Origin of the sequence: Streptococcus sp. FDAARGOS_520, assembly GCF_003812685.1 — a bacterium.
In the GTDB taxonomy this organism is placed as follows: domain Bacteria; phylum Bacillota; class Bacilli; order Lactobacillales; family Streptococcaceae; genus Streptococcus; species Streptococcus agalactiae.
On the sequence record NZ_CP033810.1, the window covers coordinates 100,376 to 117,068 of the forward strand.

Genomic DNA, 16,693 nt, shown 5'->3' on the forward strand with positions numbered 1-16,693 from the left:
AATACTTGAATAAAACCCCAATACTCCTAGTCTAAGCAATTATTTTATGTTACACTTTAAACAAGTGAATTATTGAGGAGTTTTTATGATAGACGTTGAGAATATTCTTGAAAAAATGAAACCTAACCAAAAAATCAATTACGATTGGGTCATGCAACAAATGGTTAAGCAGTGGCAAGCTAGTGATATCCGTCCGAAAATTCTGATGCATGTTTGCTGTGCTCCTTGTAGTACATATACCCTTGAATACTTATCACAATGGGCAGATGTTACCATCTATTTTGCTAATTCAAATATCCATCCTAAAGATGAATATTATCGCCGCGAATATGTTACTCAAAAATTTGTTCATGATTTCAACAAAAATACTGGATATTCTGTACAATTCTTATCAGCACCATATGAACCAAATGAATTTTTCAAAATTGTTCATGGGTTAGAAGAAGAACCTGAAGGTGGGGATCGTTGTAAAGTTTGCTATGATTTCCGTCTTGATAAGACAGCGGAAAAAGCCGTTGAACTAGGTTTTGATTACTTTGGCAGTGCCCTAACTATTAGTCCTCACAAAAACTCTCAAACAATCAATACTATTGGTATTGATGTCCAAAAAATTTATGATACTCAGTATCTTCCTAGCGACCTTAAAAAAAATAAAGGTTACCAACGTTCCGTTGAGATGTGTAAAGATTATGATATCTACCGACAATGTTACTGTGGGTGTATCTTCGGTGCTAAAGATCAAGGGATAAATCTTCTCCAAATCAAAAAAGATGCGAAAGCTTTCGTGAGTGATAAAGACGGCAAAGAAGAATTTCCTAATATACGCTTCACATTTAATGGCAAGTCAATGTAAATGATAAAAAAAGACTTAGTAAAGAACTAAGCCTTTTTTGGTATAAATCTTGTCAAACTTTAATAATACAACTTCTTAATCTTTTGCAGACGTTGGTTTAGAAATAGACCACAAACAAAAATACCTGTGATTAAACCAATCCAATAGGCAAACGGACCTAACTGGCTATTTTTTTCTAAGATAACCGCTAATGGCAAAGCACATAACCAATAAGAGCCCGCACCGATCATAAATGGTTTTGTTGTATCCTTATAGCCTCGTAAAATCCCCTGTACAGGAGCTGCATAAGCATCTGCAAACTGGAAAAAGAGACTATAAGTTAGGAATTGAGCTGTAATAGCGACAAAGTGAGGGTCACTATTATACATTGCTGCTACATTCTCACGAAATAGAAATAAAAATAGTAAGGTTCCTGATGTAATCCCTACCGCTGTTAAGCGTCCTATCCTACTATAAGTGTTTGCGTCCTGAAAGCGCTCTGCCCCTACTTCAAACGATATTGTAATAGCTAGAGCAGTGGAAATACTTAAAGGAAAGGCATACATTAATGATGAAAAATTCATAGCAGCCTGATGTGCTGCAATAATGATTGAAGAAAATTTTGCCATGAATAAGCCTACTACTGCAAAAATTGCAACTTCTGCAAAAATTTGTAAACCAATCGGTAATCCCAATCGAATATCTTCAATAATCAAAGGAGCTTTTATTCTTTCCAGAGTCCATATATGATATGTTTTAATTTGAGGATGAAGTGACATCACAATAATAATAACAATAAAAATAGCCCAATAAGTTAAAGAAGTTCCAAGACCTGCCCCCGCACCTCCTAGTCTAGGCATACCAAATTTACCGTAGATAAGCATATAATTAAAAAATGAATTAAAGGGTAGAATTAAAAGCATCAGATACATAGATAACCTTGTTAACCCCAATGCATCAAAGAATGAACGGCAAATGCTAAACAACACCAGCGGCATGATTCCAATCAACATATAATTTAAATAACCACGACCAACTGCTAGAACTTCATCTTCTAAACCCAAACTCCCCAAGACAGGTTGAGCAATAAATTGCATGATTAAAAATAATATTAAGGACAGTATCAAACCTAAATATAGAAATTGATGAAATTCTGTGCGAATTTGTTCTTTATTTCCTCTACCCAAATGTTGACCAACTACTGGTACTAATGCTGAAATCATACCTACTAATAAAGCGAAAAACGGAGTCCATAAATTACTAGCAGTTGACACACCTGCCAAATGTAGCTGACTATACTGTCCAGTCATAACCGAATCAATAAAAGTAGCTGAAAAATTAGCAAATTGATAAATCAATACTGGGATAAATAATTTCAAAAATAAAACAAATTTTTCCTTATTTGTCTGAGTTTGATACATCTTTTTTCTCCTTTTCACCTTAATCAATTTATTTTAGCTTAGCTAGGATACTCTGTCAATGCTATTTAAAAAGGTTGAGAAATAATCCTCAACCCCATTTTAGCTAAGCTCAGTATTGATTTGCCATGTCATACCATATTTGTCAGTCACATTTCCATAAGCTGGACTCCACGGAACTGCTTGTAGAGGCATTTTAATGTTCATTGCATCTCGAGAAAGCTTATTGAATAACTCTTGCGCTTCTTCTACAGATTCCACAATTAAAGCTGCTGTCATATTTTGTCCAATTTGAAAATCAAAAATAGGATTATTGTCAGAAAGTTGCATTCGAATACCATCAATATTAAATTGAGCGTTCATAATTAAATGTTCAAGTTCTGGCGGACAATCTGGCCAACCCTGTGCAAAAGTTGTGACGTGTTCTGCTTTTGTATTAAAAGCCTCTTCATAAAATGTAATAGCTTCGGCCCCACGACCATTAATATTCATATAAATTTCAATTGCTTTCATTACCATACCTCACTTCATATTATCCAACCAACGCTGCATCAGAGTTTCATTTTCCCCTTTTAGGGTAAAATAAGAACCACGTATTATACCTGCGAGTTTTGACTTTTGACGAGCAAACTTAAACTTGTCCGCTAATTCAATAGGAATATCCATTCCATCTGATAATTTTAAACCTACAGCTCTCTTTTTAGGATTATCTAATTCATATAAAATATTAATGGCTAAACCATCCTCATAGAAAACATGTGTCCATAAAATACGATTCTCTAAAAAAAGCTGTGAAATCTCTAAAGGCTTTGCAGCAAAAACAAGGTTACGTTCATTTTTTAGAAGGTGATTAATATCTGCCATCAATTCTGGATAGTCTGATACTGGAAATGTTTCGTAGGCTACTTTGAATTTATTCCAGAAATAGCGAGCTTCATTTGCACGCAAACCAGCCAAGGCTTCTGCCACTGGAGAAGTCTCCAAACCTTTAGTTGAAACGGTTTTAAAGTCGATAATCATGTTCTTTCCTTTTTGATTAAAATCTTCGATAATTTAGTATACTCTTTTTTGAAGAAAAAGTACATTCTAATCACTTATAAAAAGTAGTACATTTAGAACACTACCACCTCAGTAATTTCTTGACCTTTCTCTACTTAATACTTATAATTAATCTAGACTTAATGTCAAAGCATCAATCAAGGTGTAAACCTGATTCACCTAAAAAGCTGATGGAGCTAAACATGACCAAAAAGATATTCTTATTTATCTGCGCTACTCTTTTAGTAGGAATAGCCTTATATACACCAACAACTTCTATTTTTAATCATAACAACGTTTATGCTGCCACCAAGAAAGCAAAAATTAAATTTAATAAAACTCAAAAAAAAATTGTCAAAAAAGCAAGAGAATATGCTAAGTCTGGCCATATGTCTAAAGATAGTATCATTGAAAAATTTAAAAAGGATTCTAAGAAATATCGTCAAGAAGACATCAACTTTGTGATTAATAACCTCAAGGTTGATTACAAAAAAAATGCCTTGATTTCTGCCAAAATTTATTCAAAGACCATGAATTTATCTAAACAATCTATCTTTGAACAGCTCTATTCGGAGTCTCCAGATAAGGCAACCCACTCTGATAAATTTACAAAAGAAGAATCCCAATATGCTATAGACCATCTCAAAGTAGATTTCAAAGAAAATGCTCTTGAGACTGCTAAAAGTTATCAAAGTAGTTCTTCTTTATCCAAAGAAGAAATCTATAAACAATTGACATCTACGCTGGGCGATAAATTCACAAATGATGAAGCCCAATATGCTGTAGATCATTTGAAATGATGACATACCAATAGTCTATCCTTATGTAATAGAATTGATAGCTTATGCTAATATTCCAGCTGTAAAATAGCAAAAACCCTCCTAAGTTCATTAAGACTTAGGAGGGTTTTTATCAATATGAATAGGTTACACTAAACTAGACAGAAATTATAAAGTGTTCTACACTTAAGAAAAACTGGAGAAAAACCATGTCTAGAAAAGTACGTCGTCACTTCACCGATGATTTTAAGCAACAAATTGTTGACCTTTACAATGTTGGTAGAAAGCGTAGCAGTCTCATCAAGGTATATGAGCTAACCCCTTCCACCTTCGATAAGTGGGTTAGACAAGCCAAAACAACTGGTTCATTCAAGTCTGTTGATAATCTGACAGATGAACAGCGGGAGCTAATTGAACTCAGAAAACACAATAAAGAACTCGAAATGCAATTAGATATCCTAAAGCAAGCAGCGGTGATTATGGCACAAAAAGGGAAATAATCACTGCTAATAAGGATAAATACAGCATTTCAAAGATGTGTCGCTGGCTGAATATGCCACACTCAAGTTATTACTATCAAGCCGTGGAGTCAGTATCTGAAACGGAGTTTGAAGAAACTATTAAAAGAATTTTCCTCGATAGCGAGTCCAGATACGGATCCAGAAAAATCAAAATATGCTTGAATAACGAAGGTATCACACTTTCACGTCGTCGGATTCGACGCATTATGAAGCGACTCAATTTGGTTTCTGTTTATCAGAAAGCCACCTTCAAACCACATTCTAGAGGCAAGAATGAAGCCCCTATTCCCAACCACTTAGACAGGCAATTTAAGCAAGAAAGACCACTACAGGCCTTAGTCACTGACTTAACCTATGTTCGTGTAGGCAATCGTTGGGCTTATGTTTGCCTCATCGTTGACCTATACAACCGTGAAATCATCGGCCTGTCTCTTGGTTGGCACAAGACCGCTGAACTCGTTAAGCAAGCCATACAAAGCATCCCTTACGCCCTGACCAAAGTCAAGATGTTCCATTCAGATCGTGGCAAAGAGTTTGATAATCAGTTAATTGATGAAATATTGGAAGCCTTTGGAATCACACGTTCGCTTAGTCAGACTGGTTGTCCTTATGACAATGCCGTAGCTGAAAGTACGTATCGTGCTTTCAAAATTGAATTTGTTTATCAAGAAACCTTTCAATTGCTGGAAGAACTAGCTCTTAAGACTAAAGACTATGTTCATTGGTGGAATTACCACCGCATTCATGGTAGTCTCAACTACCAAACACCAATGACTAAAAGATTAATTGCCTAGAAAAACACTTTATAAATGTTGTACAGAAAAGTGTTGCCTTTTCACTTAATAAAAGAAAGATTGAAGGAACACTTCTCTTTCATTCCGACCAAGGGTCACAATTTAAGTCCGGGGAATTTAGAAAAATAATTGATGACAACAATAGGCACTGAATCCCTAAAATGAGACAAAAGAAAAACACTCCTGTTGAAATTTAGTAAACTAGAAACAGGAGTGTTTTATTATGGTTAAAAAAGCATATTCATGGGAAACTAAGCTGGCTTGCATCGATATGAAGAAAGCAGGCAAGTCTAACAGAGTTATTATGGAGACTTTAGGCATCAAAAATAATAGTCAAATCTATACTTGGATGAAATGGTACGAAAACGAGGAGCTTTATCGTTTTCATCAAGGTGTTGGCAAGCAATATACCTACGGTAAAGGCTTGGAACATCTGTCTGAAGTGGAACAATTACAATTACAGGTTGACCTCTTAAAAAAGTATCGAGGCTTGATAAGGAAATCGATAAAGTAAGTCTTATCAAGCTTGTGGAAGACTATAAAAACAACTACCCGATAGTTTTCATTCTAGACTGTTTTAAGGTCAAGCGGTCGACCTATTACCGTTGGAAAAAGGAGTATGAGAAGCCGCAAAAAAAGATGACCTTATTGAATTAATTGAACAGCTCTGTATGGAGAATCACTTTATTTATGGCTATCGTACCATTACACGATTGCTCAAAAAAATCCACGGATTGACTGTTAATACAAAGAAAGTCTATCGTATCATGAAAAATAATGGCTGGCTTTGTCGGACACGTACCAAGAAAGTTCCCAATTTGGGTAAAGCTTATTATTTAACAGATAATAAATTGAGTCGGGATTTCCATGCCGATAAGCCTAAGGAAAAGCTCGTAACAGATATTACCTACCTATATTTCGGTAACTGTAAATTGTATCTCTCATCAATTATGGATCTCTATAACCGAGAAATTATAGCTTACACTATCTCAGATTGTCAGGACACGGATTTTGTACTAGACACCCTTAATCAGTTAAAATTGCCTAAATAAAGGAGCAATCTTACACAGTGACCAAGGCTCAGTGTATACTTCTATGGCTTACTACCAGGCTTGCACGGAAAAAGACATTATCCGCTCAATGTCTCGAAAAGGAACACCTGCAGATAATGCCTGTATTGAATGGTTTCACACCGTCCTAAAGACTGAAACCTTTTATTTCCATAATAGGAGAAAATACAACAAAGATAGTATAACAAATATTGTTAAAAATTACATTACATTTTATAATGAAACTAGAATTCAACAGAGATTAAACGACCAGTCGCCTGTACAGTACAGAAAACTGATTGCCTAAAAGTGTTTTTCTTGCGTCTCACTATTAGGGTGCAGTGCCAATATCATGCATTCTTTTTCTAATCCTGGATATCCTTATGATAATGCCGTAACTGAAGCATTTTTCAAGTATTTAAAGCATAGACAAATCAACCGAAAACATTATCAAAATATCAAACAGGTTCAATTAGACTGCTTTGAATACATTGAGAATTTTTATAACAATTACATCCCACATACGGCTAATCTAGGACTAACCCCTAATCAGAAAGAAGAAAATTATTTTAACGCAATAAAATAACACAGTTTTCTGTCTACTTATTTGACATTAGTCCAAGAATCCTCCTCTTTTTTTACTATTCTAACATGGATACCATTTCTTTGCAAAAGAAAACCGCTATTATCCAACTTTTATCACTACTCGTTACATAGAATGACTTCAAAATCACCGTAACTTGCTTTGACAAAGCAGTGCTTTAACAATGAGATCTTCTTTTGGTTAAGGGTTTATTTGTTGAAGTGTCTTGATATCATAAGTTACCAATTCACCATTTTTATTATAAAATTGGACACCTTCTGGTTGGAAAATGAGATACTTAGGATCGATATTAGCTTTTTGTGCTAATTGATTGATATGATCTTCTAGGGTTGCTCTATCTAGACCATAGTCTGGTAAACTGTCTATAAAGTCATCTGATTCTTTTTCTTCTTTACTGGCTTCACTTGGCTGTTGGTTTTCATTGCTCTTATCTGCCTGTTGCTTTTCTTCAGGTTTATCCGTATCAGTAGCATCACCAGCATTTTTCTTTGCCAATAACTCTTGAGCTTGTTGCCACTCAGCTTGGGATAGATCAGATTTATTAATGGTTCTCAATGAACTGCCATCTGCTCTTGGGATGCTAAAGGAGCCATCTTTCCATACAAAAGTTTCTTTTGCCAAAACATCTCGTGGATCGAAAATATAGCCGTCTGGTGCTGCAAAACGACCTTCTGCTAGGGCTTTTTGAACTTCTTCAGCAGAATGGATAATTTGCCAGTTTGGCATACCAGCACGTTTATCAAGAGGCGTAACATTTGGAATGACCGAACCTGACTCTTCATGCCCTGGCTTAGACCATACATCCGGACGAACTTCGGGGTGTTGCATCACATACTTGATTGTTGCAATCTGATTGCGCGTCAACCATGAATACGGAACGACATGGATATGATCAATATGTGGGATAACAAACGAACTTCCAGTATCGTAAGTAGCATTACCAGCATGCATCGGCAGACTTGACACATCTACAGCAAATCGTGGCTCAATGCCTGTATCAACAATGTCATAACGGTAATGCTTCTTATCTTTAAGCATTAGTTCTTGTTCGGCAAAGGCAATCTGAGTCAAATCAAGTTGATAACGAGCATAGAAATAGTCCTTGCCATCTTTTGGCATAATATAGCCCACTTTACCATCTTTTGTTACTTTGCGACTCACTTTTTTAGTGTCAAAGAGTGGTTTTTCTTTGCCTTGTTCCTGATCCAAAGCAGCAACAAGCTCATCAGCTTGACCTTTTGCTTTCACCCAGTTAGCGACCTCATCCAACTCATATTGTTCAAGTTCTCCAAATCCTATATAGTGGAAATGATCTCCGTGTTTAGCTGTAACTCCTGATTTATCCACTGAATGAATGGATTCTTTACTAAAAACATAAGCATCACTCGTATCATATGGTTTACCATCTAAGCCTTTTCCGTAAGCTTTGATGCGATGACCAAGAAAGGTATGTGTCACTTCTTTATCTGATGGTTTTGAGTGATCTGAACCTGAGTCGTTGTCATCAGTTTGGCCGGCTAAGTATCGATCTGCTAATTCCATTTCAAGAGGTGATAACTGACTTCTTGGGATAATATGATAATGATCTCCATGAGGCACCACATACCCAAAAGCGTTTGATTTGATCACTTGAGTCGGTTCAAAAATCAACCCATCTTCTTCCACATGACGGTATTTCAAATCAAGACGGTGTAGTTGATCTAAAAGTTCCTTAAAGGTTTTTCCTTTAAACTCATCTCTTTGGTGTTTGTTTTGTGACGCATCATTTGGCCTAGGAGGCGCTGGATGATAACCACCGTTATCTGGCTGATGACCTTGTCCAGAGTTAGGCGTCACATCAGGAATTGGGGCTTTCCTACGACCTGGGGCTGGTGTCGGGCGGTAATCAGACGGTCTAGCACCTCGACCTTGTTTTTGACTCCAGTAGGCTTGTGCAGCAGCTAGCTCACTTGGAGACAAATCTTTTTTAGGAATATAATGATAGTGATTACCATGAGGTACTAAATAAGCATCTCCTAAATCATCAATGATATCTGTCGGACTAAAAATATAGCCATCGTCTGTAGTATAGCGTCCTTGTCTTTTTGCTTCATTGACTGCCGCAACTTCTTCTTTACTGAGATGGGCCACTTGAGCTAAACCTTTTTCTTTAGCTTCTTTAGTTCCTTTGGCTACTTGCTCAGCAATTTGTTGTTTGGTTCGAATGTTTTTGCGCTTACTACCTGGCTTGAGGTAAACATAATAGTTGCCATTGACTTTAATAACGTAACCGTCTAAGATTTCATTGATAACGTCTGATTGTTTAAAATGGTAATTAGGATCCGTCATCAACAACTCTTCACTAATAATCGCATCATAAGGAACTTTCCCATTGTAAAAATGATAATGGTCACCGTGTGAGGTAACATAACCTTGGTCAGTAATTTTGACTACGATCTGTTCAGCAGAGATGCCTTCTTCAGCACTGATTTGATCCATCGTTTTGTTTGTTTTAGGGGCTTTTACCTTACCTTTGCTATCATCAATATAGGCAATCTGATTGTCCTTTGTTGCTAGACCCATATGATGCTTACCAAGCTGGTAACTTCCAATATGAGTAGCTAGTAAAATAGCAGCAACTGAGCCGATATAACCATATGTTTTCTTCACTAATAATCTCCTTTACTTCAACTGTTGATAGAGCACTTCCAAATTTGCTCTAAGATTTTCTAGATATGTCTTGTTTCCGCTTGGAGCAGCTTCAAGTGGACTTAATGTCTTTACTTTAGCTCCTGTTGATTTCGCAATAGCATGAGCAATTTTGGGGTTGACGTTGTCTTCTGCAAAAATAGTCTTGACGTTGTATTCTTTAACAAAGTCTTGAATTTCTTTCAATTGGCGAGGAGAGGGCTCTTGCTCTGGAGAAATACCCGAGATACCAAGTTGTTTCAAGCCGAATCGTTTAGCCAGATAAGAAAATGCCGTGTGTTGCGTCACAAATGTTTTTGAGCGCACCTTTTTAAATTTTTGAGTGTATTCTTCAGTTAGTTGCTCTGCTTCTTTTTTGAAAGCCTTAGCCTTTTTAGTGTAACTGTCTTTGTGTTTAGGATCCAAATGTCCTAGCTCTTTAGCGATATTAACAGCTTCCTCACCAGCTAAAACGGGATCCGTCCAGGTATGTGGGTCATAAAGTGTCGCAGGGTCAATGCCTTGTGTGACTTCCATATCTTCTAGCCCTTTGACTCTATCTAGTGTCAGAGGTTTTGACGCTTCAAACACATTAACCTTTGATTTTTTTAAATTAGGGTCTAGATCCCTTGCCCAAGCTTCTAAGGTATGTGAATGGTAAACAAACAAATCCGCGTCATAAATAGCTGCCACATCATTTACAGACGGTTCAAAGGAATGAATGCCTGCACCTGATTGGATCATCCTCACATCATTTAGGTCTCCAGATACTTCTTTTGTCATCGCATACATTGGGTAAAAGCTGGTTACAACTGACATGCCTTGCGTAGGCTGTTTGGGGTTTGCTGACTTATCACACCCTGCTATCATTACTAAACTCACAACCATAGCCATGAGAAAAAAAACTTTTTTCATAGTACCTCCTCAATTATAATTTAACCAGTTATTAACCAGTTAATTTTACTCCTTTATCAATGCTTTGTCAATGACAACTACCATCTTTTATCACATCAACTGAAGGGATAAGCAAAAGGCAATTGTTGACAGCTATTTGTCCTAACTTCTTTTTGATGAGGTAGCACAATCGAGTAGAGGCTAATCTCTAGCCCCTCTCACACCACCGTACGTGCCGTTCGGCATACGGCGGTTCAACTAACTTTTAACGCATGTCGTTCAAGATAGTAATCTAAGCAACTGACCAGTCCTCGCTTTGCGAGGGCTGGTTTTGATATAGCACGTTTGAGTACCGACTTCTGAGCTACCAACTGATAGTGGTCACCCCATCCAGAAACTTTATCGGCTATCCATCTAGCAACTCCTAGTTTTAAGAGTCCCCATAGGCGCTTTGCTTTCTTCTTCCATTGCTTCCAGATAATCACTCGAATACGGGTTCGCAGACGCTCATCTATTTGTGTCATGATACTCTTCATATTGCCAAGCGAGAAATAGTTTATCCATCCTCGAATGACCCAGTTCAATCGTTCAATGCGAGTTATCAGGTCAATGCTCCATTTCCTCATCGTCAGTTGCTTCAGTTTTCGCTTAAAGCTCTGAACGCTGTCTTGGTGAGGACGACACTTCCAACCTTTTGGAGATTTCCAAAAACCAAATCCGAGGTATTTGAGTTTGTTCGGTCTGACAATCTTGGTCTTAGTCATGTTGACTTTCAACCCTAATCGCTTCTCAATATAGCTACTGACCGAATGCATGACCCGCTTAGCAGCTGCTTCGCTTCCGACAGTGATGACACAGTCATCGGCGTAACGGACAAAGCGAAGACCTCGCTTTTCCAACTCTTTGTCTAACTCATTAAGCATAATATTAGATAGGAGGGGTGATAGATTCCCGCCTTGAGGTGTCCCGACTAAAGTCTTATGTCGCTGTCCGTTAATAACAACTCCCGAATGGAAGTACTTACGAATCAGTGACTCCGTATCGCCATCTTGAATGATATTATGAACCAGGGACATCAATCTGTCTTGCGGAACAGTATCGAAGAACTTTTCCAAGTCAATGTCCACAATCCACTCGTAGCCATCGTTTAAATACTCAAGTAGCTGAACAATGGCTGTTTCGCAGGAGCGATTGGGTCTGAACCCATAGCTATACTCTGAAAAATGTTTTTCGCAGAGTGGACTCAAAACTTGAACGATGGCCTGCTGAATCATTCTATCCATAGCCGTCGGGATACCTAGGTTACGAACTCCTCCGTTTGGTTTTGGGATTTCAACCCTGAGAACCGGTTGAGGTTTATAGCTCCTCTCTTTGATGAGTTGCTTGGTTTCTCGCCAATTTTGGTGAAGATAGTCATCCATCTGCTCGATAGTGACCCCATCGATACCAGCAGAACCTTTGTTTGATTTCACTTGCTTGTAAGCTTCAAGCATATTGTTCCGAGATAATATCTTATCTAGCAATTCTGACATGTGCGTATTCCTTTCTTTTTTCGTTGTCTGCATGATATCTTACATTGGTGAACCTTCCTCTAGTCAATACGTAACCGCATCTAGTTCTATCAGACCGTTTGTTTTACAGACACAAGTGAAGTAGGATTACTTCGATTAGTTGTTCACCCCTTCGTTCCATTTCCATTACAGAAACTTCATCACTACTATGGGTTCGGCTGACTTCTTGTCGTTCGTTGTTACTAGGTTTTACCCTCGACAGGACCTCACGGGATAAGTCGGACATCTTTCCTGGTTTACTCTCGTGATTTACGTATATAGGTTACGACTACCTATTTGGACTTTAGAGTTTATAGCCCCCTCATCCGCTATATACGCCTTCATATCACGTTTCTGTTCGTAGAGCCACGATTTCGCTATCCCTTCCTCTCCCCGCTACCTCACGATAGTCAAGCTTGGGAGTCGCTATTGGGTTCACCGGTAGCGGGTGCCCACAGAGGACTTGCACCTCAGATGTACGACATGCCCGTCGTACTATAAAAAAATAGAGAGAACCAAATTGGTTCTCTCTATTAAATAAGCTCTTATCAGTTTAAGTAATACTATTTTTTAGTTTCTTTTTGGCGTTTTGTTTTAAATATATGAGCTGCTAATCCCAAGAAGAAAGTGGTCATAACTAACTTAAGGAGATGTAAACGATTTGTATCCTTGTCATTAGTCGTTGGTAACTGATCTCTTGTTGATGCTTTTGTAGCTAAAGCACGCTTAGAAGATCGTTTCTCTAGAGTACGAGAAGATTGACCTTTTTGAGGAGTTTTACCTGGTGTTTGACCTGAACTATCTTTTTCTGGTTTAGTTTCTTTTTTTTTATCTGGTGTTTGACCTGAACCGTCTTGTTCTGGTTTAGCTTCTGGTTTTTTGTCTGGTGCTTGATCTGAACCGTCTTGTTCTGGCTTATTAGAGTGGCCCTCCAATAGCTTAGTCACTGGTGTATAAGTGATGTTACCAGTCATATCTTCAACAACATAAGTAAAGTCTGACATTTTCAATGGAACAGTAGCGCCTTCCATTGTTTCAGCCTCTTCAGGAAGAGTAAAGGTACCATCTTCATTTGGAGAAATATACTCTGTTGTTGGCAGATCCTCATCCATATAAGTGTAAGCAATACGCTCACGGTAAACCGGTTGGCTGGTTTTTGGTTTAGATGCAAGTGTCAAACGACTATCTTCTGTTGAGAATGTTGCCGATGTTGCGACTTCAGGTGTCGTATTGTCTACAATCACATCAAAATCAGTGTGTTGTTCTTTTGCACCTGAGCTAATCGGCGTGTAGCGAACACGATAGGTGTAGGTTCCGTTAGCAACAACTTTGCCGTCTTTATCTTTACCGTCCCAACGCGTTTTTTCAAAACGGGTTGAACCAAGTGTGCTTGCCAAGTCATTGTTGTAGTTTTTAACAACTTGCTCGGTTACCTCACTTGTCCAAACAACATTTCCTTCTTTGTCCAAGACTTCAGCCACAAGGTTTTTAGCATTACGCAAGAAAGTACCTTGGAATTGGACATAATCTCTGTTACCGTCCCCATTTGGAGAGATCGCAGCATATGGTTTGCCATTAGCGTGACGGTGGATATAGTAGTGGCTATCATCGTCTTGTTTTGCAAAAGTACCTGCAAAAATGGTTTCTGTGATCTCTGAAGATTCGATATCCTCTATGTTTTCAACCCCTTCTTTGACAGCTTTAATAATCGTCCATGGGTTAGACTCTGTGGTAAGTGCTGTAAAGTTATTTTTCAGAGCGTAAAACTGTAATCCATCACCATCTAATTGGTCTTTGGCATCACTATTTGCTTCATGATAGTAGCTGCTACCGTCTTTGCTATCATAGATTGGTTTTTCTAAAGCTGACAGATTGCCAAAATCACCTCGGAAACCAATATATGGAATGCTCATAAGCTCTTCTTTTGTAGGATCTTGTTTGAAACGAACAAAACCTTCTAAGAAATAGCCATTTTTCATTTGGGCAAGCAAGTCCTTGCTAAATCGACTAGCATCGATTGGAACGGTGACTTGTTTGCTGCTATTGGCTGGAATTGTGATTTTTTGCCATGATGTCTCATACAATGCTTTAGGAGCCAAGGCAAAGTGTTTTCCATCTACTTTATCTGTTTGAACAGTTACTTGGTAATACAACTCTTGAGGTTTATCAGATTTGTTGTGAACTGTTACTGTTACTTCAAATTTATCAGAAACATTGTTCAGGTGAACCTTGCTTGAGGTATTGTCCTTATCTGTTACATACATCGTTGCTGCTGAAGCTTTTTTAGCATCGACTGCTCCTGCTCCCTGTTGGCGAGGAGAAAAATAAGCTTTTTCATCTTCATCATATAGGGCAGTTGCTGAGCTCATCAATACTTTCTTAGCTAAATCAAGACGCTCTGATGGTGTCATATCAGGATACTGTGTCTCATATTGCTTTTGCAACAGTCCCATGATACCCGCTACCAATGGTGCAGACATACTAGTTCCAGAAAGTTTGGCATACTTGTTGTTAGCCACTGATGACAAAATATCTTGGCCGGGTGCTGCAATATCCGGCTTAATATTGCCGTCAGCTGTCAGACCCCAGCTTGAGAAGCGGCTTAGTTTGGTGCCACTTGCTGTTGGCAATACCTTAGGTGTCGCATTGAAGGTAATGGTTTTTGGGGGATTGTCTTTTAATAAGAGACCATCTCTTCGACTGATAAAGGCCGCAGGCATCTGGTCAACATTTGGCAATTCAATCGGGAAGCCCTTGTCTTGATTGTCATAGATCAAGACCCCTACAGCACCAGCTTTTTTAGCGTTTGCAATCTTATCTTTGAAATCAATATCGCCACGTTCAATAAGGGCAATCTTACCTTCGACATCCTTAAAATCATCCTCTTTCGTACCACGATTAGCATAAGCATAGTCGTAAGCCTTGTTTGGCTCAAAACGGTTTGTTGAAATAACAGGCATTTCTTTATCTTGATGATCGTCTGTTTTGACCGTAGCAGTTTCAGTGAGCTGTTTATCTGGGCTGTAAGAAGCAACTGTCAATGTTGAATCTGCCGCTGCAGGTGTCCCAACCACCCCATAATCAGGATGATCTGCTAGAGGTAGACGGGGCTTGCCCCCAAAGCTACTATCATTACCAGCTGAGGTCACAATGCTAACACCTTTTGATTTGGCATAGTCAAAGGCTTTTTTGGTTTCGTCTGGAAGGTTGGCGTAAGCTAGTGCAGCATTACCAAAGCTCATATTAATCACCTTAGCTCCCAAGTTGACAGCATCTCTGATAGCTTGAGCGTAGTTACGAGCATAGTCTGCTAGTCCATTTACAATTTCGACACGCATCAAAAGCAATTGAGCCTCAGGCATCGCACCTTCTAGGCGGTAAGGTTCTTTCATTTCAGATGGAGCATTTCCTGACAAGATCCCTGACACGTGTGTGCCGTGTTCTTGATCAACAGCGTTTTTACCATCTTTACTATAGTCGTGGTAATAAGCAACCTTATCATTGACCCACTCGCCATAGGTAATACCGTGCTCTTTTTTAGCTTTTTCAAGATTTTCTTTTGATTGGTAACGTGCTTTAGTTTTGTCTGTTAAGCGCCACGCTTCATGATTTTTATCAAAACCAGCATCAATCACTGCAACAACGGTCCCAGCTCCCTTGCCTGCTTTTTCCTGCAGGGTTTTGACATGAGAAGGGTCGTTCAAATCCCTAATAGTCGCTTTTGAGGTTGCTGGTGTATCAGCAGTTTTAGCAGGAGCTTGAGGGGCTAGATCATTAGCGTCATCTGCTACTGTTTCTCCTACATCACTAGGAGTTTGTGAGGTTTTAGTTTCCTTTGATGATCGTGATTCCTCAGAAACTGCTATTGGTTGTGGGGGTTCTACGGCTTGTTCGGTAGCAGGAGTGTCTTCTGTCACAGTATTTGCTTTAATGTCTGATTGTGCATTGAGCAAGATGCTCGTAGATATAAGCGCAATGGCAAGTTTATCAAATGGTAGTTTTTGTTTTTTACGCAATGTGTCGTCCTTTCATGATGAGAGACTTTGTCTTTATGACCATTAAGAAAAGAGAGAATCAAACGATTCTCTCCTAGCTATCCGTCTGTGTGTAGAGAAATAAGGATAACGTCTTTTTTAAAGAGCAAACAGGGGTTATTTGCATATGACACAGCTATTTTTCTTGCTTTTGCCATAATGATTAAATGTATCTCATTTATCAATTATATTACTAACATCTTTATTATAAAACAAAGACGATTATTAGTAAAGGTCATCTTTTTAAGAGTTGTTTAGTTTGTGACCTCCTTAACCTCATTCTTTTAGACATAAAAGAGAGAACCGATCGGTTCTCTCTTGATGTTCACTCAGGTATGTGTCTGAAATTTTGAGATTAGTCGATACCTCATAAATTTAAGAAAACTTGAATTATTCTTAAAAAGACCAAAACAAGTATTTTTTGCTTGTTCAGTCTTGACGGTATTGTTTTAGTTATGCTACAATAAGGTTCGACTGATTAAGCAAGTGGTATTTGTCTTAATCGGTTTGGTG

10 protein-coding genes and 2 pseudogenes are annotated in these 16,693 nt (G+C 38.3%); 5 read left to right on the plus strand and 7 right to left on the minus strand.

The window, feature by feature from the left end:
* Window positions 1-85 precede the first annotated feature (85 nt).
* The gene (locus tag EGX96_RS00495) at window positions 86-853 is read left to right on the plus strand and encodes an epoxyqueuosine reductase QueH (RefSeq protein WP_000567585.1); all 768 of its coding nucleotides are present in this window, start codon (window positions 86-88) and stop codon (window positions 851-853) included.
* Between the two features lie 59 nt (window positions 854-912).
* Here EGX96_RS00495 and EGX96_RS00500 read toward each other — a convergent pair whose 3' ends face one another.
* The 3 genes from EGX96_RS00500 to EGX96_RS00510 all read right to left on the minus strand — a co-directional run bounded on the left by EGX96_RS00500 (window position 913) and on the right by EGX96_RS00510 (window position 3,270).
* Complete coding sequence (locus EGX96_RS00500; RefSeq protein ID WP_000285045.1) at window positions 913-2,253, minus strand: MATE family efflux transporter; 1,341 nt, start codon at window positions 2,251-2,253, stop codon at window positions 913-915.
* Between the two features lie 99 nt (window positions 2,254-2,352).
* Window positions 2,353-2,769: a VOC family protein gene (locus EGX96_RS00505; protein ID WP_000245056.1), complete on the minus strand. Its 417-nt coding sequence runs from the start codon at window positions 2,767-2,769 to the stop codon at window positions 2,353-2,355.
* Window positions 2,770-2,772: 3 nt separating this feature from the next.
* Complete coding sequence (locus EGX96_RS00510; protein ID WP_000582587.1) at window positions 2,773-3,270, minus strand: hypothetical protein; 498 nt, start codon at window positions 3,268-3,270, stop codon at window positions 2,773-2,775.
* A gap of 221 nt (window positions 3,271-3,491) precedes the next feature.
* Here EGX96_RS00510 and EGX96_RS00515 point away from each other — a divergent pair, with 221 nt between their 5' ends.
* From EGX96_RS00515 to EGX96_RS00530, 4 genes and pseudogenes are all read left to right on the plus strand, one after another.
* Window positions 3,492-4,088, plus strand: a complete 597-nt coding sequence (locus EGX96_RS00515; protein WP_123957804.1) for an Ltp family lipoprotein — start codon at window positions 3,492-3,494, stop codon at window positions 4,086-4,088.
* A 188-nt stretch (window positions 4,089-4,276) separates the two neighbouring features.
* Window positions 4,277-5,382 (plus strand): IS3-like element ISSag2 family transposase gene (locus EGX96_RS00520; RefSeq protein ID WP_123957805.1). Its coding sequence is split into 2 segments (ribosomal slippage): window positions 4,277-4,553 and window positions 4,553-5,382, totalling 1,107 coding nucleotides; the frame shifts between segments, so codons are not numbered across the junction.
* Between the two features lie 220 nt (window positions 5,383-5,602).
* A pseudogene (locus EGX96_RS00525) lies at window positions 5,603-6,738 on the plus strand (IS3 family transposase).
* A 39-nt stretch (window positions 6,739-6,777) separates the two neighbouring features.
* Window positions 6,778-7,017, plus strand: a pseudogene (locus EGX96_RS00530) (integrase core domain-containing protein); the annotation flags it as partial.
* 198 nt (window positions 7,018-7,215) lie between these two features.
* Here the strand turns inward: EGX96_RS00530 and EGX96_RS00535 are convergent.
* The 4 genes from EGX96_RS00535 to scpA/B all read right to left on the minus strand — a co-directional run bounded on the left by EGX96_RS00535 (window position 7,216) and on the right by scpA/B (window position 16,162).
* Window positions 7,216-9,684 carry a pneumococcal-type histidine triad protein gene (locus EGX96_RS00535; RefSeq protein WP_000754589.1) on the minus strand — a complete coding sequence of 823 codons (2,469 nt, stop codon included), beginning with the start codon at window positions 9,682-9,684 and terminating at the stop codon, window positions 7,216-7,218.
* A gap of 12 nt (window positions 9,685-9,696) precedes the next feature.
* Complete coding sequence (lmb, locus tag EGX96_RS00540) at window positions 9,697-10,617, minus strand: metal ABC transporter substrate-binding lipoprotein/laminin-binding adhesin Lmb (RefSeq protein ID WP_000755138.1); 921 nt, start codon at window positions 10,615-10,617, stop codon at window positions 9,697-9,699.
* Between the two features lie 233 nt (window positions 10,618-10,850).
* On the minus strand, window positions 10,851-12,128 hold the full coding sequence (ltrA, locus tag EGX96_RS00545) for a group II intron reverse transcriptase/maturase (protein ID WP_001292555.1): 1,278 nt from the start codon (window positions 12,126-12,128) through the stop codon (window positions 10,851-10,853).
* Window positions 12,129-12,709: 581 nt separating this feature from the next.
* Window positions 12,710-16,162 (minus strand): C5a peptidase ScpA/B, encoded by a 3,453-nt coding sequence (gene scpA/B, locus EGX96_RS00550; protein WP_001227841.1) that lies wholly within the window; start codon window positions 16,160-16,162, stop codon window positions 12,710-12,712.
* Window positions 16,163-16,693 lie beyond the last annotated feature (531 nt).

Bases quoted from the DNA above. Each gene is read 5' to 3' on its own strand.
- EGX96_RS00495 (WP_000567585.1), top strand. From the start codon at position 86: ATGATAGACGTTGAGAATATTCTTGAAAAAATGAAACCTAACCAAAAA.
- EGX96_RS00500 (WP_000285045.1), bottom strand. From the start codon at position 2,253: ATGTATCAAACTCAGACAAATAAGGAAAAATTTGTTTTATTTTTGAAA.
- EGX96_RS00505 (WP_000245056.1), bottom strand. From the start codon at position 2,769: ATGGTAATGAAAGCAATTGAAATTTATATGAATATTAATGGTCGTGGG.
- EGX96_RS00510 (WP_000582587.1), bottom strand. From the start codon at position 3,270: ATGATTATCGACTTTAAAACCGTTTCAACTAAAGGTTTGGAGACTTCT.
- EGX96_RS00515 (WP_123957804.1), top strand. From the start codon at position 3,492: ATGACCAAAAAGATATTCTTATTTATCTGCGCTACTCTTTTAGTAGGA.
- lmb (WP_000755138.1), bottom strand. From the start codon at position 10,617: ATGAAAAAAGTTTTTTTTCTCATGGCTATGGTTGTGAGTTTAGTAATG.
- ltrA (WP_001292555.1), bottom strand. From the start codon at position 12,128: ATGTCAGAATTGCTAGATAAGATATTATCTCGGAACAATATGCTTGAA.